The sequence below is a fragment of the Marivirga tractuosa genome (assembly GCF_042140215.1).
GTDB classification, from domain to species: domain Bacteria; phylum Bacteroidota; class Bacteroidia; order Cytophagales; family Cyclobacteriaceae; genus Marivirga; species Marivirga tractuosa_A.
The window spans coordinates 801,032-823,963 of sequence record NZ_CP159478.1 but is presented as its reverse complement, the minus strand read 5'-3'; the positions used below and the strand labels follow the sequence as shown (position 1 = coordinate 823,963).

Here is a 22,932-nt window from a genome sequence, read left to right as displayed (position 1 = left end):
GAATCAAATTATAAACTTTAAATAGACTAAATAATGAACACTTTAAAATTCAAAACCAATATCAATTGTGGCGGATGCCTTTCAAAAGTGACTCCCTTCTTGAACGAGGAAAAGAACATAAAAAAATGGGATGTCAACCTTGAAAGTGATGACCGCATACTTACTGTAGAAACTTCTGATCTGACTGAAGAAGAAGTAAAGAAAACGGTACAGAAAGCGGGTTTTAAGGCTGAGGCTACCAATTAATTACAGGCAGATGCAAAAGCCTTGTTAGCATTTTTTGGATTGCTTTAAGTCCAATGCTGGCAGCAGCAGCCATGAGCCTGAGCTCGGTAAGCGTGATTGGCAACAGTTTGCGGTAGAGATAACCAAGATCACTATATAGCGCTCACATAGAGGTTTTGGGCTACTGTTTCACTGAAATACACCTCCTTGTTTTCGTCAATTAGGAGTTTGACGGAGCCGTCAAACTCCTCTTTTTCAGTTACTTTCCATTTTTGGCCAAGTTGAAGCCCTTTCTTATTTAAATGGTTTAAAAAATCGCTTTTATCTGTTGCAACACTCCGAAATATATAAAGTTGATCAACCTCGGCTTCAGTAAGGGGTATCGCATTCAAATCAGGTAAGTTGCCTTTTTTGTCAGGTATTGGATCACCATGCGGATCAAATTTTGGGTATTCAAGAAAGACTTCCAGTCTTTCTGTGAGTAGTGGCGAATGTACATGCTCCAACTGCTCAGCAATATCATGTACTTCATCCCATTTAAAATTGAGTACTCTCACAAGAAAAGTTTCCCAGAGTCGGTGTTTTCTTATCAGTTGACAAGCCAGCAGATTGCCCTCCTTACTCAAAATCAGCTTGCTCTTATTCTCTAATAACCCTTTTTCATGTAGTCGCCTAATCATGTCTGATACTGATGAAGGGTTGTTTTGCACTCTTTCGGCTACAGCACTCACAGTCGTTTTGCCATTCTTGTCACATAAAGAATAGATGGCCTTGATATAATTCTCAACTGTAGATGATTCATTTTTCATAATTTAGATTAATCTAAAATTTTACTTTGACAAAACAAATTAATAAGTTTGCCTAATCAATATTTAAAAATATGATTAATATAAAAATTAAGGTTTTGCCGGTTATTTGTTTCATGGCCGCCATCGCTTACGGCTGTGATGAGGTTTTTCCGGAAGCACCGGCCGAAAATGAGCTACTTGACGGACCCATGGAAGGACTCTCTTTTTCAGAGCAAAACCGGTTTTTGGCAGGAGATGTGGCATTCAATGATGAAATATTCACGCCCGAAAGCGGATTAGACCCTATGTTCGTAGCTACTTCTTGTGGAAGTTGTCATCCAGGTGATGGTAAAGGCCATCCTTTTACAACTCTTACAAGGTTTGGCCAGACTTCTCCCGGCCAAAGCACGGATTTTACTGCGGGTGCTCCCCAGCTTCAAAACCGGGCTATACCAGGTTTTGAGCCAGAAAAACTACCTTTGGGGACACCTTTTATGAAATTCACCCCTCCTGCAGTTACCGGGCTTGGTTTATTAGCAGCACTTACTGATGAACAAATCCTGAAGAATGCCGACCCGGATGATGTGGATGGAGATGGAATATCAGGGATTCCCAATTATATTGATCCACCCGATTACTTCCAACCAAAATGGTTTCACCAGGCAGTCAACGGGCAATTCATCGGTCGTTTTGGAAAGAAAGCCGCAGCTATTGATTTGTTGCAGCAGACCGCTACCGCTTATAATCAGGATATGGGTGTCACTTCTACCTTTGAGTCCTTAGATGTGGCCACAGACCTATCGGTCGATCCTGAAGTTAGTGATCAGACCATTCGGGATGTGGTATTTTACTTGAGAACGCTCAAAGCACCTATCCAAAGGGATCCGGAGATTTCTGATGTCATCCAGGGGCAACAAATCTTTACTGATATCAACTGTGGCTTATGTCATATTCCCTCCTGGACAACACCTGAATCTGACATTCCGGCTCTCAGTAATAAGACTTTTCATCCTTATACGGATTTATTGCTCCATGACATGGGGCCAGAACTGGACGATGGGGCCACTGAAGGGTCAGCAGAAACGTATGAATGGCGAACTCCTCCGCTCTGGGGCTTGGGCCTGTCACCTGATTCGCAAGGAGGCGAGTTTTTTCTCATGCATGATGGCCGAGCCAAAAGCATTGAAGAAGCCATTTTAATGCATGGTGGAGAGGCAAATGATAGCCGGGGTAGCTTTGAGCAGTTGAGTGATATTGACAAACAAAAGCTTTTGACATTCCTAAAGTCACTTTAAGATGGACAGGAAAACATTTTTGAAACTGGCAGGGAGTTCGTGTTTAGCGATTGCCGGAGTCCCGATGTTACTTTCTGGGTGCACCTCAGTGCATCGGGTAAATACAATAGCCAGAGATTCTGTGTTGAAAACCAAATCATTTTTCATTAAATTTACTATTAAGAAAACAAATCAAGAGCGGACTTGATCCAGCTCGGTTAGGGTGGCCTCTCGGGGCTGCTCTAATAAAAATTTATCCTTGAAATATTCTGGATTATATCTTTCTTCTTTTTTCCATAGTGTATAGATCAGTATCAGCAATTTTCTTTGCACGGCCACATAGCTTTTCATTTTAATCTTTTGTCTGTCGAACAGACGGTTATAAAAATTACTTAATGGCTCATCATGTTGGACTGCCGTTAATGCTGGGAAGTAGAGTGCTTTTCTAATATGTTTATTTCCTTTGTGGGAAATTCTAGCTTTGGTGTTAACCGATGTTCCAGATTGTTTGTTGTTGATGTCATAACCGGCATAACATACCAATTGACGGCTGTTTCGGATAAGGTTAAAGCCGTTTGTTTCTGCTATTACAATGGCTGCTGTAATAAAGCCAACCCCTTTTAGGGAGCTTATGTATTCGATTTTCTTTTTTAACCATGGAGTTTGATCGACAATTTCTTTCATCTGAGTTTCTACTTGGCCAATCAGCTTATCCAAGAACTTAATGTGTTGCTTTGCTCTTTTTAAAGTAAATTTATCGACTTCTGCCATGTGTTCTTTGGCGTGTTGTTGGTTTTTGGCCCTGGTTCTTTCATTGAGTAATTGCTCTCGTTCTCTGCTTAGTCCTTTTAGTTTTAATAAAGAGGCATGCGGTTTTGTCCAGTTGTCAATCTTTTTTAATAAACCAAATTCAGCGATGTGCCTGGCGCTAATTTTATCATCTATGCGCCTCACATCAGTGCTACGGCAATAATTAGCTACTTTATTAGGCAGAACAACAGCAAGTTCAAAACCATTATCGTAAAGTGCGTAAGCCAATTGCTCATGATAAACACCTGTTGCTTCCATGACTACTTGAAGAGGAAGATCATTAAGTTGATGTCTTTTAACCCAATTCATCAATTTCTTAATATCCTTTTTGGTATTGGCAAAATGACCACTTGATACAATTTTTAATTCAAAATCCTCTTGGAGGGTCATCAAAACAACATCCAGAGCATCCATTGAAACATCGATTCCACAGCATTGTCTAAGTACTTTCATGGCTTTAAAGTTTAGTTCCACAATAGCAATAAGATACTCTTCTGGCTCCTGTCTCGTGTTAATACAAGATATTTCAATTGATGAAATTCTTTTGATTCTGGTTCGGAATTTAAAAAGAGTAAAAACAAAGTGAGGAATATCTTTGCGAGAACATAGCTCTTAGCTTGTTTGTTCACAAATACTGCTCTCACTTCGCCTAATTGCTTTATTAAAAATACTTATTATTATTAAGGATTGTAAACATACGAGACAACAGGCTCACAGTGTCAAAACAGGAATTTATTGATGGGGTGGAAAAGCAAGAGAAGTCGTGCTGGTGCGAGAGTTGTCACTGGCTTTTCCTATTGCATTATACAGGCTCTCAGCAGATGATTACATGGCACTCTGGATGGAATGCACCCACCAGGGCTGTGAAGTAAATGCACAACCACACTATCTGGTATGCCCATGCCATGGGAGCGAATTTGATGCCAACGGGAATGTAGTACAAGGCCCGGCAGAAACGAATCTTAAAACCTTTAAAGTAAACACAGATTATGAAAACATCTTCATCTATTTATAAAATTAGTGGCTATCTGCTGGTATTGATTTGTTTAAATCATGCAACATTTGCCCAACAGACAGACAGCTCTCAGTTGCAACTGAATATGGATGCAGTTTATAACCGGCCTTTTCTGCAGGCAGGAAGTTTTCCGGTAGCAATTGGGGGCTATATTGAAGCACAGGGAGAATACTTTGTGTCAGATGGCATTACTGAGGGTGTCTCTTTTAAAATTCCGAGAATGACCCTGTTTATATCTTCCACCATCACTGAGCGGATTAAATTTCTCTCAGAAATAGAATTTGAAGAAGGTACCAAAGAGATCAACATTGAGTTTGCTGCGCTGGATTTTGAATTTCATCCATTACTCAATTTCAGGGGAGGAATTATCATGAACCCGATTGGGGCATTTAATCAAAACCACGATGGCCCGAGGTGGGAGTTTGTAGACAGGCCAATCTCTGCCACTACTATTATCCCGGCTACTTTCAGTAATGTAGGCTTTGGATTGCACGGAAAGACCTATCAAAAGCAATGGGTATGGGCCTACGAAGCTTATGTGACCAATGGTTTTAATGATCAGATAGTGGCGAATAGTGAAGGCCGAACCTGGCTGCCGGCTGCCAAAGAAAATGTAGATCGTTTTGAGGAAAACTTCAATGCCGTTCCACTTATCACGCTAAAGACGGCTATTCGCCACCGGAAAATCGGTGAAATAGGGTTGTCCTGGATGGGCGATGTGTATAACAAATACGAAGAAGACGGACTTGTGCTGGATCAAAAAAGGAGGCTGGATGTATTGGCAATTGATTTTAACACTTCCACAATAAAAAACCTGGCTATTACAGGGGAATGGGTATGGGCATTTGTGGACGTTCCTACTACTTACTCTCAGCAGTTTGGAAGCCAACAACAAGGCGGGTTTATAGATTTTGTTTATACCGTTTTAAAGCGTGAAATGTTCGGTTGGGAAAATGCCAGAATTAATCTGGCCCTAAGGCTTGAACATGTGGATTATAACGTAGGATCATTTGAAGAGACAGGAGGAAACATTCATGATGACGTACAGGCAATTGTACCAGCCATTAGCTTCAGGTCTTCATCTCAAACCGTGATCCGCGTCAACTACCGGTATATATGGGAGACAGATTTGTTGGGCAACCCGGCAGCCAAAACAGCAGGATTCCAAATAGGCATATCCAGCTATTTTTAGTTGGTCTGCTAACGTATTAACTATTTAAGTACTAACAATCCTAAGAAAACATGCGTTAATATGAAGATACAACTTTGCAATAACCTTGCATTGAATTAATCCGTATATTTGTGTCAGTGAAAATTACATGCTACATATTGAGCTTCTACTTCATGGCCCTGGCGGGGGTAGCCTGTGCGGATACTGTACCGCAGCGGGATACTTCAGAAAACATCTCGGTAGTTAATACTGCTGATAATAATCATGACCATGACCAAAATCAGGGGTGGGACGGTTGTTCTCCTCTATGCGTATGCCATTGTTGCCATGTACATTTTTTAACTCCAGCAGGGCTTGATTTCACGCAGCTCGTGAAACTACCTGTGGTTTACACTTCTTATATTCAGGATTTCAGCAGCATTGAAATCTCTGGTTTTCTCAAGCCTCCAATGTCATGATTTTCCGGGTTTAGCAGGATCAGTATGTCTGACCGATAAAGTCTTTTTTAAGATGAAAGGTCTTTAATCATCCTGATAATTTGCTAAACGCCTCTTCACCTGCCTTTTGAAAAAAGGCACCCCTTTATTCATGTTCAATTCTATTTGTACAGCTTGAAAAAATTGAATAAAAACAAATCAAAAAAAAGGAAAAAGAGAAGAAAGAAAATCACTGCTAAAAAGATTCTAAAGTCGTTTTTTATTGTGTTGACTTGCTTGATCCTCCTAGCGGGGCTCGCAGCTCGTTTGCACCACTACTTCTCTGTCCATGTCAAATAATTTAAAGTCGTATGATCAATAAAATCATTTCTTTTTCAATAAAGAATAAATTCATTGTGGGCCTGCTTACATTGGCGCTCATCGGGGTGGGGATCTACTCCATGTCCACAATCAATCTGGGTTCAGTACCTGATATAACAAATAACCAGGTACAGGTAATGACTGTGTCTCAAAACCTTGCCACAGAAGATATAGAACAGTTCGTCACCTACCCTGTGGAATTAGCCATGGGGAATCTGCCGGGCGTTACAGAAATTCGTTCCGTATCCCGTTTTGGGTTATCTGTAGTTACCATCGTATTTGAAGACGAAATGGGGATATACAAACCCCGGCAATTGGTACAGGAAAAGCTTAATGAGGTTAGGGATAAAATCCCCGAGAAATTTGGTAGTCCATCTATGGGGCCTATAACCACCGGACTGGGTGAAATATACCAATATACTATCAAGCCTAAGCCTGGTTATGAAGACAAATACTCTCCTACTGAGCTTAGAACAATCCAGGATTGGATTGTAAAACGCCAGATGACACTGGTAGATGGTGTGGTGGATGTCAATGCCTTCGGGGGTAAAATAAAGCAATATGAAATCGCTATCAATCCTGAAAAACTTAACGCACTGAATGTATCCATCTCAGAAGTTTTTGAAGCCCTTCAGCGCAATAATGTAAATACAGGAGGTGCATATATAGAGAAGAACAACATGGCCAATTTCATCCGTGGAGAAGGTCTTGTGCGTTCGCTTGACGACATCCGGGAAATAGTAGTACGGAATGAAAACAACATTCCTGTCACGATTGGTGATGTAGCAGAGAAAGTACATTTCGGAAGTCAGGTTCGTTATGGAGCATTCACCCAGGATGGGCAGGAAGCTGTTGGTGGTATGGTGCTGATGCTCAAAGGATCAAACCCTAATTCTGTGATCCAGAATGTGCAGGAGCGCATGAAAAAAGTGCAGAAGTCTTTACCGGAAGGCTTGGAAATAAAACCATTTCTTGATCGTAGTTCCCTGATTGAAAGAACTACCAGCACCGTAAAAACAAATCTTTTGGAAGGAGCCCTCATTGTGATATTCGCCCTGGTAATATTGTTGGGAAGTGTTCGTGGGGGTATTATTACTGCTACCACTATTCCACTTTCCCTATTATTTGCCTTCATACTCATGAAGCAATTCAATGTATGGGCCAACCTGATGAGCCTTGGTGCTATAGACTTTGGAATTATTATAGATGGTGCGGTGATCATCATAGAAGGAACGGTCTATGAAATACAGAAACGGATCCGATCAGGGAAAATTAAGTTCAATCAGGGTGTGATGGATGAGGTGGCTTATGATGCCGGCAGTACAATGATGGGCTCTGCATTTTTCGGACAGATTATAATTCTTATTGTATTTGCCCCAATTCTTTTCCTCACTGGGGTTGAAGGCAAGATGTTCCAGCCCATGGCCTACACCTTTGGCTTTGCCATGATTGGTGCCATTTTCTTATGTCTGACTTATGTTCCGATGATGTCGGCATTATTCATGAAACCTATCCAAAACAAGAAAAACTGGTTTGGGAAGTTTGAACGCTGGCTGGAAAAGGTAAGTGACAAAATTATAGATGGCATTCAATGGGCTTATGTACCATTACTTAAAGGTGCTTTAAGGTTCAAAACCATTGTCATCATTGTGGCGATCGTATTACTCGGACTGTCAGGGTTCATTTTTTCACGTATGGGAGGAGAATTTGTCCCGCAGTTGGATGAAGGGGATTTAGCTATGCAGGCATTGATTCGGCCGGGAAGCGGATTGAGTGAAGCAATTGATGTATCTACCAAGATTGAAAATATTTTACTTGACAATTTCCCTGAGATCAAAACAGCTGTGGCCCGAATAGGTGTAGCTGATATTCCTACCGACCCTATGCCGATGGACATAGCCGATATGTTCATTATTCTTGAAAAGGATATGGATAAATGGACAACAGTAGAAACTAAAGAAGAGCTCATTGCAGAGATAAAGGAAATACTGGATGAAAAACTGACTGGTGTCAACCTTGTTTTCAGCCAACCGGTAGAGTTACGGTTCAATGAGCTGTTGACCGGTGTAAGAGAAGATGTGGCCGTGAAACTCTATGGTGAAGACCTGGATTTGCTTGCACAAAAAGCAGAACAAATGGCAGAGATCATCCAAACCATTCCTGGTGTGGGAGATGTCAATCCGGAGCGTACTTCGGGGTTGCCACAGATGACTGTGCGCTACAATAGAAAGAAAATTGCACAATATGGGTTGGATATTGAAAAGCTGAATGAATATGTGAGTGCAGCTTTTGCCGGAGGTGTTGCAGGTGTCATTTTTGAAGGGGAAAAACGGTTCGATATGGTGATCCGGTTTGATGAAAATCACCGGAGAAGCATAGAAGATTTGCGCACCTTGTACATTGACCTGCCGGACGGTACACAAGTGCCCATCAAAGAAGTAGCGGATATCAACTATGTACCAGGACCCATGCAGATTTCCCGCGACAATACTTTCCGCAGGACCTACGTGGGTGTCAACACCAGGGGCCGTGATGTAGAGTCTGTTGTAACGGATATACAGGAAAAACTGGATGCGGAATTGGATTTACCACCAGGATACTATATTACTTATGGTGGAGAATTTGAAAACCTGCAAAGGGCTAAGGGACGATTAATGATTGTAGTGCCAATAGCCCTCTTTCTAATTTTTGTGTTGCTTTATTTTGCCCTGCAGTCATTCTCTCAGTCTATTATGATCTACATGGCGATTCCCCTGGCAGCTATTGGGGGCGTAATTGCGCTTTGGATGCGAGACATGCCCTTTAGCATATCAGCTGGTGTGGGCTTTATTGTGCTTTTCGGGGTGGCTGTATTGAACGGGCTGGTCTTGATCAATCGCTTTAATTCATTGAAAGAAGAAGGCGTAACCAGCATTCGCGAAAGAATTCTAACAGGAACTAAAGAACGAATCAGACCTATTATGTTGACTGCAACTACAGACATTTTCGGATTTCTTCCTATGGCCTTTTCGGCATCTGCCGGAGCGGAAGTGCAGCGACCATTGGCTACCGTAGTGATTGGTGGTATGCTTACCGCAACATTGCTTACCCTGGTAGTGCTGCCGGTGCTTTACACTTTTGTAGAAGGAAGAAGTGACAGAAGAAAAAGCCTGAAAGCACCGAATGCCAATGTGATCATTGCCCTGATCGTTTGTGGTGGACTGTTTGGTGTACCGGCTGTGGGGAATGCACAGCAGCAGGGCCAGGAGAAAGACAGCCTTTCAACGATTACATTAGAACAAGCAAGAAAGCGCGCAGTAGAAAATTATCCTAAAATTCAATCGGCACGTTTGGAAATTGAAAGCCAACAGGCCTTAAAGAAAACAGCTTGGGACTTAGGGAATACCCAGGTATTTACTGGAAAAGAAGAGTTAGGAAATGGATCGGATGGAGTTTACACCCAGTTTGGTATTCAGCAGCAAAATATTGATGTTTTTGGTATAGCATCCCGTTTGAAATTGCAAAAAGAACGAGTGGCACTGGCCGAATCTGCCCTTGACCTTTCCGTGATAGAACTGGAAAGGGAAGTGAGCCAGGCCTGGGCGATGGTGTATGCCACCAAAAACAACTACCAGGTGTATGAGCAGTTGGATTCGATTTTTACCGATATTGAAAGAGCCGCACGAATTCGTTTGGAAACTGAAGCTACTTCTAAACTGGAATACCTGGCTACCTCCAATCAGGCCAATCAGGTACAGATACAAAAAGAGCAGGCTTATCGGGATTACCTCAGTGCCATGCAGCGGCTCAACCTTTGGTTTGCCAATGATACCCTCTTTACCGTACCGGATGTTCCAACTTCTCAGTTGGATGAACCGCTCAATTATGTGGCCGATTCCCTGATGAATCATCCTATGTTAAATGTTTCAAAACAACGGGTAGATGTAGCGGATGCGACCATAAAAGAAAGGCGTTCGCAGTTTTTTCCACAGTTGCAAGGCCAATACGGACGACAACAAGTTGATGGGCAATCAGGATTTTATCAGTACCAAATCGGTATTCGGATCCCTTTGTTTTTCGGACCTGAACTTGGCAGGACACAATCGGCCAAAATACAGCGGGATATTGCAGGACAAAACCTGCGACAAAACCAGTTGGAATTGAATGCGGCCTATCAGGGAATGAAAGAACAGTACCTGAAATGGCTTTATTCATGGAACTACTACAGGGATGAAGCACTACCCCTGGCGCAGGAACAACGAGCCGGAGCTATTTTGGCCTATCGGGAAGGGGCCATTGACTATGTGACCTTCCTGCAAAACATCAGGGATGCCATTCGCATAGAAGTGGACTCCTGGAATGCCTTTGGCAATTACCTGGATAGCCGTTTCCAACTGGAATACTACTTAAAAACATCAAATTAAGCATTTAATAAAACTGAATAGATTATCAGATAAAGATATAAACACAATGAAAAAACAAATCATATATATACTAGCACTGGTACTGATGGTATCGATAATTACGGGCTGCGGCAGTAAGTCGGCTGATAACTCAGATGAAGTTTCTCACGAAGAACACAGTGAGGGCGAGGCTGGGCACGAAGGTAAAGAAGAAGGTCATAGTGAAGAAGGAATGGCCGAGCTCCATCTTTCTGATATGAAATTTGCAAGTTTGGGTATTAAGGTAGATACTCTGCCCACCCGGGCACTCTCCGGAGTGGTTGAGGCCAACGGTCAGTTAGAAGTGCCACCTCAGCATGAAGCAACAGTAACAGCCATACTGGGGGCCAATGTTACTTCCATCAAAGTGATTGAAGGTGATCAGGTTAGCAAAGGGCAGGTATTGACCTATATTTCTCATCCCAACCTGACCCGGTTACAGACTGACTATATACGGGCTTACAGCCAACTACAGTTTTTGGAAAAAGAAAACCAACGGCAGAAAAGGTTATACGAAGAGGAAGTAGGTTCAGGGAAGGCTTATCAGGAAATATTGGCTAACTACCAGGCCATGAAAGGTGAGGTGAAAGGCTATGAAGCCCAATTGAAGCAGCTCAGTCTGAATGTGAAAAAAGTACAGGATGGTGATATTTACCAGTACGTACCTGTGGTAAGCCCTGTAGATGGATACATTGAAAAAGTAGAGGTTCAGGTTGGCCAATATGTAGATCCTCAGACCGAGATGTTTATGATCGTCAATACCGACCACATCCATGCCGATCTGATGGTATTTGAAAAGGATGTTCACAGAGTGAAGAAAGGACAAAAGTTGTCTTTTACTGTGGAATCTGTTCCGGGAAATACGCTAACAGCCAAAATTTATTCGGTAGGCAAACAGTTTGAGCAAAATCCGAAAGCGGTACATGTGCACGCAGAGATAGATCAAAAGGAAGATTTTCTGATCCCGGGCATGTATATCAATGGTAAAATACGTACCGGAAATAATCAGGTAAAAGCCTTACCTGAAAGTGCCATTATAGAAGAAGAAGGCAAGCCTTATATTTTTATGGCGGAAGCTCATGAAGAAGATGGCAAAACCGAATGGGCATTTAAAGCAGTGGAAGTGCGAACAGGCATGACAGAAGATGGATGGGTAGAGATTAAATTATTAGAACCACTACCTAACGGCACTCAGGTAGCCTGGAACAATGCCTATTACCTGATTTCTGAAATGAAGAAAAGCCAAACATCGCATAGTCATTAAGTAAATTGGTTCATGGCAGTTGATGTTTTAATTTATCACTGCCATGAGCTTTAATAATGTTTAAAGCATGACTTATTAAACCATTTTAAATGTATATGAAATTGAAATTTATATTTCTACTTATAGCGTTAAATCTTATTACGCTAACTGGATGGACACAAAACTCTACTGTTCAAAGTATAGTGGAAAAGGTCGAATTAGATTCTTTGACTTTTTTCGTTAAACAGTTGTCAGGAGAGGAAAAAGTTTTTATAAATGGTGTGCAAGATACTATATATTCTCGACATATCGATCAAGATGGCAATGAAAAAGCATTTCAATTTATCAAACAAAAATTGTTTTCTTATGGTCATGAAATAGACTCACAGCAGTTCAGTACAAATGGTAAAAATTTATTTGGAATTAAAACGGGAACAGTTTTTTCGGATAGAAAACTAATAATTGGTGCTCATTATGATAATCGTCCAGCCATAAATATTGCACCTGGTGCTGATGATAATGCAAGTGGAACTGCGGCTGTAATAGAAGCGGCTAGAATATTTTCAAGATTCGATTTTCCCTTCACTATCGTCTTCGCTTTTTGGGATGAAGAAGAACAGGGGTTAATCGGTAGTAAGGCTTACACATCTTTGGCTGCTGCTAATGGTGATTCAATTATTGGCTACATAAATTTAGATATGCTGGGGTGGGATGGAAATGGGGATTTTGTGGCCGACCTCCATACAAGACCGATTGCAGGTTCTATTCAACTAGCTGAAAAAGCATCAGAAGTAAATTCACTCTATTCTGTCGGCTTGAATCTGCACTTTGTAAATCCTGGAACAGGAGCAACCGATCATGCGCCTTTTTGGAGTAATGGATTTACCGCTATCGGAATTAATGAAGAGTATAGTAGTGACTTTAACCCCTTTTATCACTCTCCCGCAGATTCGCTGGGGCAGTTTAATCTTCAATTTTATGAAAAATGCACTAAGCTAGCAATAGCTACTTTGGCTGAGTGTGCATTAGATCGTAATCTAGTATTAAGTGCAAAAGAACAAACCCTTGCCAAAGAAATGTTTAAAGTCTATCCTAATCCGGTTGGCCATTATTTAACAATCGAGAAAGTAACTCAAGGTTTAAATGAGTATGAGGTAAAGGTATATAATGAAATGGGACAATTCATTCAAATGAGTTCGTCCAATGAAAATATTAATATTAATGTTTCTAGTTATCCTACAGGAACTTACATTTTGCGTATCAGTTCCATAAAAGGACATCCATTAGAAACTAAGACTTGGATTAAATTATAAATAAAAAATTATGAAAGAAATAAAAGCTTATATAAAACCAAAAAGAGTACAGGTAGTAGTAGAGTCTCTGCGAGATGCAGGATTTGAAAGTGTAACGCTATCCAAGGGAGAAGGTACGGGAGCTCATAAAGATCCTGAAGCTTCTCCTTCCCTGGATTTTCATTTTACCGATAGCCCGATAGTAAAGCTGGAGCTTGTGTGCCAAAATGAAGAAATGGAAAAAGCCGTGCAATTGATATGCGGAAAAGCCAAAACGCCTGATCCGGGCGATGGCATTATTTACGTATCGGAAATAGATGATGCCTACAGAATAAAGACCGGAAAGTCTATCAAAAGATTTGATATGAAGTGAAAAATTATGGAGTCACCAATTGAAAAAATGCAGCAATTAGCCAGGGAACGGAGCGGGCTTTGCCTTTCGGATTTATATATCAACAGCAAGTCCAGGTTGTGGTGGCAATGTGCAAAAGGCCACCGGTGGCAGGCCACCCCATTTAGTGTGAAAATACGGAAAAGCTGGTGCCCTTTATGTGCTAACAACGTTCCCCACGGGATTGAGAAAATGCAGTCCATGGCTCATGCAAAGGGAGGTAAGTGTCTTTCTAAGGAATACATAAACTCCAAAACACCCCTAAGGTGGCAATGTAAAAACGGTCATCGTTTCCAGGCTACCGCTGATAGTGTGATGCAGGGGAGCTGGTGTCCAAAATGTAGAGATAATTTGAAAAATTAAAATGATATTATTATGAAAGCTATAAAAGTCTTAGTTCCCTTGATCATCGCATTTATGCTGTTTCAGGGATGTGCTATTGTAAGACCCGGAGAGGTGGGTGTAGATGTGCATTTTGGCAAGGTGAAACCAACGGTAATGAAGCCGGGTCCTCATCATTTTATGGGATTTATCGGTAGGAAAATAGAACGTTTTGATACGCGGATTGTCAACTACTCCCGGGAACTCAATTTCCATACAAAAGAAGGGATTGAGGTAAGCTCTGAAGTAACCATATTATACCATATTGTTCCCGATTCGGTCATTCGCATTTATCAGGATTTTGGTGCCGGTTATCAGGAAACGGTCATTGAGGATAATTTGATCACAATCCTTCGGCAAACGGGACTTGATTATAAAGCCACTCAGTTGATTACCGAACGAAATACGATTGAAAATACCATTAAAGAAAAAATGAATAAGGTAATCGGTGAATATGGTTTTGCCATGGATCTGGTAATGCTTAAAGAAGTCGATTTGCCACAGGCAGTGGTGGAAACCATCGAAGCTCAGCTCAATGCAGACGAGACAGCCAAGAAGACAAAAATCGAGAATGAAATAAAAAGGAACCAGTTGGATTTTGAGCTGGAGAAACAAAAGAAAGAAAAGGAGATGGCCATCATTACAGAGCGTATGCAAATCAATTTCAACATTGAGAAGCAGAAGAAAGAGGCTGAAAGGTTATTGATAGAGGCCGATGCAATAAAAAAGCAGCAGGCCATCATCAACGCCACCTTGAATGATCGGCTCATCAAATACAAGAGCTTGGAAATCACCAGAGATCTGGTCGGCTCTAAGAACACCAAAGTAATTGTAACCGATGGTAAATCACCGGTAATTGTAAATGACAATTAAATAAATGTTTAACCCTAAAACCTACAGTTATGATACACGATTGGTATTTCGGAGGAATGCACTGGATCTGGTGGATCCTTTGGCTTATCCTCCTATTCTGGATTTTCTTAATCCCTTACCCTACTCCAGGACAAAACAGGCGGAAGGATAAGGCCATGGAAGCCCTGAGAGAGCGATACGCCCGGGGTGAGATTTCCGATGAGGAGTTTGAGCAAAAGAAGAAAGTCCTTCAGGATAGGAAGAAGTAGTTATAGAGCCACAGGTGTATCCCAAGCGAGGTGACACCTGTGGTTTATAAAAGGATATTATAAAATGAAAAAACGGAAAGTATTTGCTTATATACTTATTGGATTAGCCTTTGGACTATTTGTGATACAGCCCCTGGCTATTTCACTCCACATGTATGACATGCAGGGAGATAATGGCAACTGGTGGAAATACCTGCTTGCTTCATATCAGCAGGAAGTTAGTTCATGGGATTTAGATCAGGCCATCATCAAATTGCTATTCGGCTTACTGGGCATTGCCCTGGCACTGATGTTTATGGTCAGGCAAAAAATATTTCAGCTTACCACAAGAAGGGATAGGTTGGAGGAGATCAAGGAGTTGATTGCGGCAGGAGAAAACCAACAGGTAGAGTTTAAATCTACCTTAAGATGGGACTTGAGGCAGTTTAAGCCGAATAAAGCTTTGGAAGAGGTAGTAGCCAAAACAATTGCCGGATTTATGAATACCCAAGGTGGACACCTATTCATAGGTATTGATGATGATGGTGAACCACTGGGTCTGATCGAGGACTACCGTTGTTTAAAAAAACCGGGAAGAGATGGTTTTGAGCAGTATATAATGCAACTGGTCTCCACCAAATTAGGGACAAATTATTGCGCTCTGGTCCATGTGTCTTTTTACCAAATAGAAAGGCTTGATGTTTGTCATCTTGAAATTAAAGTTGCAGGTACTCCAGTATATATGCATAAAGATGACCGGTCTCATTTTTACATTCGCACAGGAAATGGCACTCGTGAGCTTGATATACCCGAAGCGCTAAATTATATCGAAGAAAACTTAAATAGCCGTTAACCATGAAAATTATATTTATTACACTGCTATTTTTTGCGCAAACATGGGTGGCTGTTGGGCAATCCCTTTACCGGACTACCGAGGGGCATATCGTGATGGTGGCCGAAATAATAGATGAACAAGTAATTGCAGAAAGCCATAAGCTGTTTCTTTTTTTGGATTACAATACCAAAGAGATTTCAGGAAAGCTAGATCTAAAAACCATAGATACCGGTATTGATTATTTAAATGAGGAAATTAGCAAAGCAGAAGATGAGGAAATGACGGTCTCTTTTTCAGGTTTTATCCCTGTAGATGATTTTATAAGTAAGCCACATGCTCCGATTTCGTTTAACTGGCCTTTAAAAGTAACGGCAGGTGAAAGAACATTTCAGATTATTCTTTCTGGCAACTTGAAACACTTTAACGGAGGTGAAGCCATAGCCTGTATGCTAAGCGCTACCGGAGATGTTGACACAAACGAAGTCGGCCTGAAATCAATTTTGCCGGAAATAGGTAAAACACTAAAGATTCATTTTACACAAGTAATACTTAGAAAAAATAAGTTATGAGCGTTATAAAAGAACTAGAAGAAAACCTATTGCAACACAAAATAAAACCTACAGCCATGCGGCTGCTTGTGCTAGAGTACTTGTTGGGCCACGAGATAGCAGTAAGTCTTACTGATCTATACAGGGACTTTGTGAAATCGGATCGAACTACCATCTACAGAACGCTAAAAGCATTTGAAGATAATGGACTGGTACACAGTATTGATGATGGAACAGGCGTGCCTAAATATGCACTTTGTTCAGATGCCTGTGATGTAGGTAAGCATGATGATGCCCATATTCATTTTCATTGTGACAAATGTGGAAAGACCTACTGTCTTCCAAAGTTCAGGATACCCGGCTTTGAGCTACCTGAAAAATTTAACAAGAGGGAAGTAAACCTAATGGTAAAAGGAAATTGTGCTGATTGTGCGAATTGAAAAATGCAATTCCTATGCATTAGTAATTGACATAACTTCACGAGAGCATTATGTAAAATAGAATTAAAAAAAATAGAATAGTGAAAAAACTACAAATAAAAATTCCTCTTCTCCTGCCTGAAGTACCGGACGAGAAGGACCAATGTGTGGCAAAACTCATCGAGCGTTTTAAAGGCAAAGAGGGTTTGGAAAAAGTGCATGTGTCTGATGAAAAGGATAACGGAGTACCCCAGCTCTGCTTTCATTACGACCCGGAGTTGATCTCCATAGATCGTATCCAGTCGTTAGCGGAGCAAGCCGGGGCGGAAATCACTGAAAAATTTGGACATAAACTCATAGAAGTAGATGGTATTCGTCATACACGCCATGCTCGTAACATTGAGCGTAGTCTCCGAGGTATAGCGGGTATTATGGAAGCCTCCGTATCGGCATCAGGCATGGTGCGGGTAGAGTATGATACCGCCAAAACAGATGAGGCCGAAATCCTGAAAGCCCTGAGAAAAGACGGGCTTGATATGCCCGATACGCAGGTGAGTGCCGAACGTTTCCTTGAGCAAGTAAAAGAAAATGAAAAAGGCGAAGATCAAGAAGATCAAAAGGAAGGTAATAAGGAAGATGACCATGAGGAAGGTGAAGATGATGAACATTCGCATGGCGGCATTTTCGGTAAAAATACGGAGCTGATTTTTTCCATTATCTGTGGAGCATTGCTCGGAATTGGCTTTGGATTGTCTTATGTAGAGGCTGTGCCTTCCTGGGTGAGCCTCGCATTATACATCGGAGCATATTTCTTTGGCGGATATTTTACGGCCAAAGAAGCCATTCAAACAGTGGCCAAAGGAGGTTTTGAAATTGACTTTCTCATGCTGGTGGCAGCCATTGGAGCTGCTATTTTGGGAGAATGGGCAGAAGGTGCTTTGTTATTGTTCCTGTTCAGCATGGGGCATGCACTGGAACATTATGCCATGAACAAAGCCCGTAAATCCATTGCTGCTTTGGCAGAGCTCGCTCCTAAAACCGCATTGCTTAAGAGAAATGGTAAGACCGAAGAAGTCGGTATTGAGGAACTAAGCGTAGGTGACATCATCGTGGTGAAGCCCAATAGTAAAATCTCAGCAGATGGCGTGATTGTCAGTGGTACCAGTAGTGTTAATCAGGCCCCTATCACTGGGGAAAGTGTGCCGGTAGATAAAGAACCGGTGGATAATCCTGATAAAAACTGGTCGGAGGAAAAAGACATCAAAGACGAGAACCGTGCCTTTTCAGGTACTATCAATGGCAATAATACCTTGGAAATCAAAGTGATCAAAGAAGCCAAAGACTCTACGCTTTCGCGACTGGTCAAGTTGGTGAATGAAGCCCAGACCCAGAAATCACCTACACAGCGGCTCACCGACAAATTTGAGAAGTATTTTGTGCCTTCTGTATTGGTCTTGGTGGTCATACTCAATTTCGCTTTTTTGGTACTGGACGAAACGTTTAGCGAAAGTTTCTACCGTGCAATGGCCGTATTGGTGGCAGCCAGCCCTTGCGCTTTGGCCATTGCCACACCAAGTGCAGTGCTAAGCGGAGTAGCCAGGGCAGCCAAAAGCGGGGTGCTTATCAAAGGTGGCCGTCCGCTGGAAGATCTGGGTGTACTCACCGCCCTGGCTTTTGACAAAACCGGAACACTAACAGAAGGTAAGCCCAAGCTCACCGAAGTAATTCCTTTAGGTGATGTAAACGAGCAAGAACTATTGAAAATAGCCATAGCCGTAGAGAGCCTGAGCGACCATCCGCTGGCCAAAGCTGTGGTGCGGGATGGGAAAGAGCGACTGAAGGGTGCTGATGTGCCTGATGCGAAAGACCTTGAAGCGGTGCTTGGCAAAGGAATCAAAGCTACCCTTGGTAATGACAAAGTGTACATCGGTAACCTGGACCTGTTTGAATCTTTGGATGACAAAAAGCCCTCTAAGGAAACAGAAGAAAAAGTTAAATCACTGGAGTCAGATGGCAATACCACCATGCTGATCCGTCAAAATGACAAATACATTGGCATCATTGCCTTGATGGATACGCCCAGAAAAGAAGCTAAAAACACCCTGGAGCAACTGAAAAAGCTTGGTATCAAGCGTATGATCATGCTCACGGGTGATAACCAGAAAGTAGCCGATGCAGTGGCCAAAGAGATTGGCCTCACGGATGCCTGGGGCAGCTTGCTGCCGGAAGAAAAGGTAGAAGCCATCAAAGAACTTAAGGAAAAAGAATCCAAAGTAGCGATGGTAGGTGATGGCGTGAATGATGCCCCGGCCATGGCCAACAGCACGGTAGGTATTGCCATGGGAGCTGCAGGCAGTGATGTAGCCCTGGAAACAGCTGATATTGCCCTGATGGCCGACAAGCTGGAAACCTTGCCCTTTGCAATCGGTTTAAGTAGAAAGGCCAAAGGCATTATCAGGCAAAACTTGTGGATGAGTTTGGGCATAGTAGCCTTGTTAATACCTGCCACGGTTTTCGGCTTTGCTAATATCGGTATTGCAGTGCTCATCCATGAAGGTTCAACTTTGGTAGTAGTGTTTAATGCTTTGCGATTATTGGCTTATAAGAAGTAAGAAACTTGAATAATGTAAAGTGTTAAAAGCTAAAAGAAGTTTACAAAAAGTCATAGGGAAAGCAACACGTTGGACCTGCCTGAAAACTGAACCTTAACGGCTCAATAATCAACTTTAACTTTAAAAAATGTGAATATGCAAAAATATGATGTAACTATAATAGGCTCTGGCCCTGGCGGGTATGTAAGTGCCATCCGATGTGCTCAATTAGGGTTAAAAACGGCTATTATTGAAAGATACAGCACGTTGGGTGGCACATGCCTAAATGTGGGCTGTATCCCGTCAAAAGCCTGGCTGGAAGCCTCGGAGCATTACTACAAACTCAAACATCAATTTGAAAATTTTGGGATTGATGTAAAAGAAGCTAATGTCGATATCAAAAAAATGAACCAAAGGGTTCAGGATGTGGTAAAGGAAATCATCAATGGCGTTGACTATCTGATGAAAAAGAACAAGGTTTCCGTTTATGAAGGCCACGGCACCATCATGGACAAAAACACGATTGAGATTAAGGCCGAAGATAAAACAGAAACCATAGAAACCGATAAAATTATCATTGCCACAGGGTCCAAACCCGCTTCACTGCCCAATATTGAAATCGATAAAAAGCGGATCATCTCTTCTACCGAAGCCCTTGCTCTAAGCGAAATCCCCGACCATTTAATGGTTGTTGGTGGGGGCGTTGTCGGGGTTGAGATAGGTTCCGTATTCGCCCGCCTGGGTTCAAAGGTTTCCATAGTAGAATATTTTGATAGCCTCATTGCCACTATGGATGGCGCATTGGGACAACAATTGCACCGTTCCCTAAAAAAACAGGGGATTGAATTTTATTTGGAATATAAGGTGACAGATGCAACAGCCATGGATAATAAGGTAAAATTGAAAGCGGAAAACCTTTCGGATAAAGAAGAAATGAATTTAGAAGCTGATTATTGCCTTATGGCCATTGGGCGAAAGCCGTACACCGCCAATTTAGGCCTTGAAAATATAGGAGTGGAAACCAACGAAAAAGGACAGATAAAGGTAGATGAAAACCTCGAAACCAATGTCAAGGGGGTGTATGCCATAGGGGATGTAATCCGCGGAGCAATGCTTGCCCATAAAGCCAGTGAAGAAGGCGTATTTGTAGCCGAACGGATTGTTGGCCAAAAACCACATATCAATTATTCACTCATCCCCAATATCGTGTACACCCAACCCGAGGTTGCAGGAGTAGGATTGACGGAAGAAGAATTGAAAGAAGCAGGAAGAAGTATCAAAACAGGCTCCTTTCCATTCAAGGCCAATGCAAGAGCAAAAATAAGTATGGATACCGATGGCTTTATCAAGGTTATTGCCGATAAACAGACCGATGAGATATTGGGGGTGCATATGATTGGCCCACGGATTGCAGACAGTTATACCGAAGCAGTGGTAGCGATGGAATTCAGGGCATCTGCCGAAGATATTGCAAGAATGTCACACGGGCATCCCACTTTTTCCGAGACCTTTAAGGAGGCCTGTCTGGCAGCTACCGAAGACAGGGCGTTACATATTTAACGGCCTTAAGTGCATTGTCAATTAAATTATATGGTATTTAGTGATGATTTTGCGTTAGCCTGCAATTATATATCGGAGGGAGAGCGAAATGAACTTGTTGTTAAATCAGAAGAGGTAGGCCGAATGCTAAACCATATGATTGAAATTCCCGAAAAATATAAACCAAGAAATAAATGACGGTACCTTTTGCCAACTGCCAACTGCCAACTGCTTTTGCCAACTGCATTAACAGGTAAACAAAAAAATACATGAAGAAAAGCGCATTCATAATTACAAAAATGGACTGCCCCTCAGAGGAACAGATGATCCGCATGAAACTTGAGCCTTATAGTGAGGTAAAGCAACTTTCATTTGATATCCCCAATCGCAGACTGGAAGTATATCACACAAACGAAGTGGACAAGATCCATCAGGCAATCAGCGAACTCAAGCTCAATGACCGGTTGGAAAATACCGAAGATGAAGCTGAGTTGCCGTTGGCTCCTGACGATTCAAAACAGCGAAAAATACTGTGGTGGGTGCTGGGCATCAATTTTGGATTTTTTGTAGTAGAAATGACCACAGGCTGGATATCCAACTCTATGGGCCTGATAGCTGATTCACTGGATATGCTGGCAGATTCCATCGTGTATGCACTAAGCCTGTTTGCAGTTGGTGGTGCAGTTTCCAGAAAGAAGAAAGTAGCCAAATTCAGTGGCTATTTTCAAATGGGATTGGCGCTCTTAGGCTTTTCAGAAGTATTGCGCAGGTTTTTCAGCGAAAGCGGAACACCGCTGTTTCAATGGATGATCGTCATAGCAGTACTGGCCCTCATCGGCAACCTGGTTTCGCTCTGGCTGATTAATAAAGCCAAAAGTGAGGAGGCCCACATGCAAGCCAGCGCTATTTTCACTTCCAATGACATTATAGTGAATGGCGGAGTGATCCTGGCCGGTGTTTTGGTTTATTTTCTAAACAGCAAATGGCCTGATTTGGCCATTGGGGCAATTGTTTTCACCTTCGTAATGCGGGGGGCGGTAAGGATATTGAAAATAGCTAAATAAATAATTAACCGATAAAAACAGAAGAATGAGTACATGGTTATGGGTAGGAGTTTTAGTAGCAGCCGCATGGGCTGCACATTGGGGAGCTGACCAATTGCTCACACCGCTCAAAATGTTGCGTAAACAATGGGGGCTCACTGCTTCGGCAGGAGCTGCTTTTCTTGCGATTGTAACAGCAAGCCCCGAAGTAGCTATCAATATCACCAGTGCTGCTCGGGGTGTATCAAATATAGGCTTAGGAAACTTACTAGGTTCTAATATCATCTCCATTCCCCTCATGGTTACGATAGCCTATTTTGCGTCACGCAAACAATTCAAAAACAACCCCAAACATCAGGAACATCTGGATGCTAATCTATTGGCTTTAAATAAGCGTTCCGTATCCGTTTTGTCACTGCCCTATTTGGGTATAATCGCACTGGTAGCAGTACTAACCTTACCGGAAGCCTGGCGAGGCTTGCAACCGATTGACGGATGGATTATGCTTGGGGCTTATGGTGCCTTTTTAACTCACGCTATTGTTAAAGGAAGAAAAGAAGGAGAAAAAGTAGAATGGACACAAAAGAAAATATGGCTTTCCATTGCCGGGGCATTTGCCATAGCGGCCGGGGCATTTTTCATTGTGAAAGCCACTGAGAACATCGTTTCGGCTTTGGGTATATCGGAGATTGTCGGAGGACTATTCATCACCGGCATTATGACCACTGCTCCTGAAGTATTTAAGACCTGGAGTGTGGTAAAGGGTGGAGAGGTTACTGCAGGAACCACCAGCGTGATAGCTGACAATGCGGTAACCATGACCGTGGCATTTTTTCCTTTGGCCCTGGTGACCACACCCGTGGAGGATTTTCAATTGTACTGGGTCAACCTGGCTTTTGTTGGATTGATGCCGTTGCTTTATTCGGTTTTTGTCCATCAAAGCAAGCAGCTTCATGGATTTAGCAAATGGCAAATATTTGTATTTGATGCAGCTTATGTTGCCTATTTATTGATTATGGCGTTTTTCGTCTTAAAACTTTTTTAATCTT

At 42.1% G+C, this 22,932-nt stretch carries 21 protein-coding genes; 19 read left to right on the top strand and 2 right to left on the bottom strand.

What is annotated here, in order from left to right; translation table 11 throughout:
• Positions 1–33 precede the first annotated feature (33 nt).
• Entirely contained in the window at positions 34–246 is a 213-nt protein-coding gene (locus ABWH96_RS03670) for a heavy-metal-associated domain-containing protein (RefSeq protein WP_340152651.1), read from the top strand.
• A 131-nt stretch (positions 247–377) separates the two neighbouring features.
• Here the strand turns inward: ABWH96_RS03670 and ABWH96_RS03665 are convergent, their stop codons facing one another.
• Positions 378–1,034 carry a metal-dependent transcriptional regulator gene (locus tag ABWH96_RS03665; RefSeq protein WP_340152652.1) on the bottom strand — a complete coding sequence of 219 codons (657 nt, stop codon included), beginning with the start codon at positions 1,032–1,034 and terminating at the stop codon, positions 378–380.
• Between the two features lie 71 nt (positions 1,035–1,105).
• Here ABWH96_RS03665 and ABWH96_RS03660 point away from each other — a divergent pair, with 71 nt between their 5' ends.
• A complete protein-coding gene (locus ABWH96_RS03660) occupies positions 1,106–2,308 on the top strand; it encodes a di-heme oxidoredictase family protein (protein ID WP_375580169.1) in 1,203 nt (400 codons plus the stop codon).
• 171 nt (positions 2,309–2,479) lie between these two features.
• Here ABWH96_RS03660 and ABWH96_RS03655 read toward each other — a convergent pair whose 3' ends face one another.
• Positions 2,480–3,550, bottom strand: a complete 1,071-nt coding sequence (locus ABWH96_RS03655; RefSeq protein ID WP_375580168.1) for an IS110 family transposase — start codon at positions 3,548–3,550, stop codon at positions 2,480–2,482.
• Between the two features lie 376 nt (positions 3,551–3,926).
• Here ABWH96_RS03655 and ABWH96_RS03650 point away from each other — a divergent pair, with 376 nt between their 5' ends.
• The 17 genes from ABWH96_RS03650 (at position 3,927) to ABWH96_RS03570 (ending at position 22,928) form a co-directional block, all read left to right on the top strand.
• Positions 3,927–4,112, top strand: coding sequence for a ubiquinol-cytochrome c reductase iron-sulfur subunit (locus ABWH96_RS03650; protein WP_375580167.1), 186 nt, complete (start codon positions 3,927–3,929; stop codon positions 4,110–4,112).
• Complete coding sequence (locus tag ABWH96_RS03645) at positions 4,087–5,304, top strand: hypothetical protein (protein ID WP_375580166.1); 1,218 nt, start codon at positions 4,087–4,089, stop codon at positions 5,302–5,304. The genes ABWH96_RS03650 and ABWH96_RS03645 overlap by 26 nt, the downstream gene beginning before the upstream one ends.
• Positions 5,305–5,456: 152 nt before the next feature.
• A complete protein-coding gene (locus ABWH96_RS03640; protein ID WP_375581504.1) occupies positions 5,457–5,741 on the top strand; it encodes a DUF6660 family protein in 285 nt (94 codons plus the stop codon).
• 329 nt (positions 5,742–6,070) lie between these two features.
• Positions 6,071–10,483 carry a CusA/CzcA family heavy metal efflux RND transporter gene (locus tag ABWH96_RS03635; protein ID WP_375580165.1) on the top strand — a complete coding sequence of 1,471 codons (4,413 nt, stop codon included), beginning with the start codon at positions 6,071–6,073 and terminating at the stop codon, positions 10,481–10,483.
• A gap of 46 nt (positions 10,484–10,529) precedes the next feature.
• Positions 10,530–11,765, top strand: coding sequence for an efflux RND transporter periplasmic adaptor subunit (locus tag ABWH96_RS03630; protein WP_375580164.1), 1,236 nt, complete (start codon positions 10,530–10,532; stop codon positions 11,763–11,765).
• A gap of 95 nt (positions 11,766–11,860) precedes the next feature.
• A complete protein-coding gene (locus ABWH96_RS03625; RefSeq protein ID WP_375580163.1) occupies positions 11,861–13,057 on the top strand; it encodes a M20/M25/M40 family metallo-hydrolase in 1,197 nt (398 codons plus the stop codon).
• A 10-nt stretch (positions 13,058–13,067) separates the two neighbouring features.
• Complete coding sequence (locus ABWH96_RS03620) at positions 13,068–13,409, top strand: P-II family nitrogen regulator (RefSeq protein ID WP_375580162.1); 342 nt, start codon at positions 13,068–13,070, stop codon at positions 13,407–13,409.
• 6 nt (positions 13,410–13,415) lie between these two features.
• Complete coding sequence (locus ABWH96_RS03615; RefSeq protein ID WP_375580161.1) at positions 13,416–13,790, top strand: zinc-ribbon domain-containing protein; 375 nt, start codon at positions 13,416–13,418, stop codon at positions 13,788–13,790.
• Between the two features lie 12 nt (positions 13,791–13,802).
• Positions 13,803–14,681, top strand: coding sequence for an SPFH domain-containing protein (locus tag ABWH96_RS03610; RefSeq protein WP_375580160.1), 879 nt, complete (start codon positions 13,803–13,805; stop codon positions 14,679–14,681).
• Between the two features lie 29 nt (positions 14,682–14,710).
• The gene (locus ABWH96_RS03605) at positions 14,711–14,929 is read left to right on the top strand and encodes an SHOCT domain-containing protein (RefSeq protein WP_375580159.1); all 219 of its coding nucleotides are present in this window, start codon (positions 14,711–14,713) and stop codon (positions 14,927–14,929) included.
• 64 nt (positions 14,930–14,993) lie between these two features.
• Positions 14,994–15,761, top strand: a complete 768-nt coding sequence (locus ABWH96_RS03600) for a helix-turn-helix domain-containing protein (protein WP_375580158.1) — start codon at positions 14,994–14,996, stop codon at positions 15,759–15,761.
• Between the two features lie 2 nt (positions 15,762–15,763).
• Positions 15,764–16,312 (top strand): hypothetical protein, encoded by a 549-nt coding sequence (locus tag ABWH96_RS03595; RefSeq protein WP_375580157.1) that lies wholly within the window; start codon positions 15,764–15,766, stop codon positions 16,310–16,312.
• Positions 16,309–16,731, top strand: a complete 423-nt coding sequence (locus ABWH96_RS03590; RefSeq protein WP_375580156.1) for a Fur family transcriptional regulator — start codon at positions 16,309–16,311, stop codon at positions 16,729–16,731. The genes ABWH96_RS03595 and ABWH96_RS03590 overlap by 4 nt, the downstream gene beginning before the upstream one ends.
• Positions 16,732–16,811: 80 nt before the next feature.
• Positions 16,812–19,322: a heavy metal translocating P-type ATPase gene (locus ABWH96_RS03585; protein WP_375580155.1), complete on the top strand. Its 2,511-nt coding sequence runs from the start codon at positions 16,812–16,814 to the stop codon at positions 19,320–19,322.
• Between the two features lie 135 nt (positions 19,323–19,457).
• On the top strand, positions 19,458–20,861 hold the full coding sequence (gene lpdA, locus ABWH96_RS03580) for a dihydrolipoyl dehydrogenase (protein ID WP_375580154.1): 1,404 nt from the start codon (positions 19,458–19,460) through the stop codon (positions 20,859–20,861).
• 248 nt (positions 20,862–21,109) lie between these two features.
• Complete coding sequence (locus ABWH96_RS03575) at positions 21,110–21,904, top strand: cation transporter (RefSeq protein ID WP_375580153.1); 795 nt, start codon at positions 21,110–21,112, stop codon at positions 21,902–21,904.
• A 25-nt stretch (positions 21,905–21,929) separates the two neighbouring features.
• Positions 21,930–22,928, top strand: coding sequence for a sodium:calcium antiporter (locus ABWH96_RS03570; protein ID WP_375580152.1), 999 nt, complete (start codon positions 21,930–21,932; stop codon positions 22,926–22,928).
• Positions 22,929–22,932 lie beyond the last annotated feature (4 nt).

Bases quoted from the DNA above. Each gene is read 5' to 3' on its own strand.
- ABWH96_RS03670 (WP_340152651.1), top strand. From the start codon at position 34: ATGAACACTTTAAAATTCAAAACCAATATCAATTGTGGCGGATGCCTT.
- ABWH96_RS03665 (WP_340152652.1), bottom strand. From the start codon at position 1,034: ATGAAAAATGAATCATCTACAGTTGAGAATTATATCAAGGCCATCTAT.
- ABWH96_RS03660 (WP_375580169.1), top strand. From the start codon at position 1,106: ATGATTAATATAAAAATTAAGGTTTTGCCGGTTATTTGTTTCATGGCC.
- ABWH96_RS03655 (WP_375580168.1), bottom strand. From the start codon at position 3,550: ATGAAAGTACTTAGACAATGCTGTGGAATCGATGTTTCAATGGATGCT.
- ABWH96_RS03650 (WP_375580167.1), top strand. From the start codon at position 3,927: ATGGCACTCTGGATGGAATGCACCCACCAGGGCTGTGAAGTAAATGCA.
- ABWH96_RS03645 (WP_375580166.1), top strand. From the start codon at position 4,087: ATGAAAACATCTTCATCTATTTATAAAATTAGTGGCTATCTGCTGGTA.
- ABWH96_RS03640 (WP_375581504.1), top strand. From the start codon at position 5,457: ATGGCCCTGGCGGGGGTAGCCTGTGCGGATACTGTACCGCAGCGGGAT.
- ABWH96_RS03635 (WP_375580165.1), top strand. From the start codon at position 6,071: ATGATCAATAAAATCATTTCTTTTTCAATAAAGAATAAATTCATTGTG.
- ABWH96_RS03630 (WP_375580164.1), top strand. From the start codon at position 10,530: ATGAAAAAACAAATCATATATATACTAGCACTGGTACTGATGGTATCG.
- ABWH96_RS03625 (WP_375580163.1), top strand. From the start codon at position 11,861: ATGAAATTGAAATTTATATTTCTACTTATAGCGTTAAATCTTATTACG.
- ABWH96_RS03620 (WP_375580162.1), top strand. From the start codon at position 13,068: ATGAAAGAAATAAAAGCTTATATAAAACCAAAAAGAGTACAGGTAGTA.
- ABWH96_RS03615 (WP_375580161.1), top strand. From the start codon at position 13,416: ATGGAGTCACCAATTGAAAAAATGCAGCAATTAGCCAGGGAACGGAGC.
- ABWH96_RS03610 (WP_375580160.1), top strand. From the start codon at position 13,803: ATGAAAGCTATAAAAGTCTTAGTTCCCTTGATCATCGCATTTATGCTG.
- ABWH96_RS03605 (WP_375580159.1), top strand. From the start codon at position 14,711: ATGATACACGATTGGTATTTCGGAGGAATGCACTGGATCTGGTGGATC.
- ABWH96_RS03600 (WP_375580158.1), top strand. From the start codon at position 14,994: ATGAAAAAACGGAAAGTATTTGCTTATATACTTATTGGATTAGCCTTT.
- ABWH96_RS03595 (WP_375580157.1), top strand. From the start codon at position 15,764: ATGAAAATTATATTTATTACACTGCTATTTTTTGCGCAAACATGGGTG.
- ABWH96_RS03590 (WP_375580156.1), top strand. From the start codon at position 16,309: ATGAGCGTTATAAAAGAACTAGAAGAAAACCTATTGCAACACAAAATA.
- lpdA (WP_375580154.1), top strand. From the start codon at position 19,458: ATGCAAAAATATGATGTAACTATAATAGGCTCTGGCCCTGGCGGGTAT.
- ABWH96_RS03575 (WP_375580153.1), top strand. From the start codon at position 21,110: ATGAAGAAAAGCGCATTCATAATTACAAAAATGGACTGCCCCTCAGAG.
- ABWH96_RS03570 (WP_375580152.1), top strand. From the start codon at position 21,930: ATGAGTACATGGTTATGGGTAGGAGTTTTAGTAGCAGCCGCATGGGCT.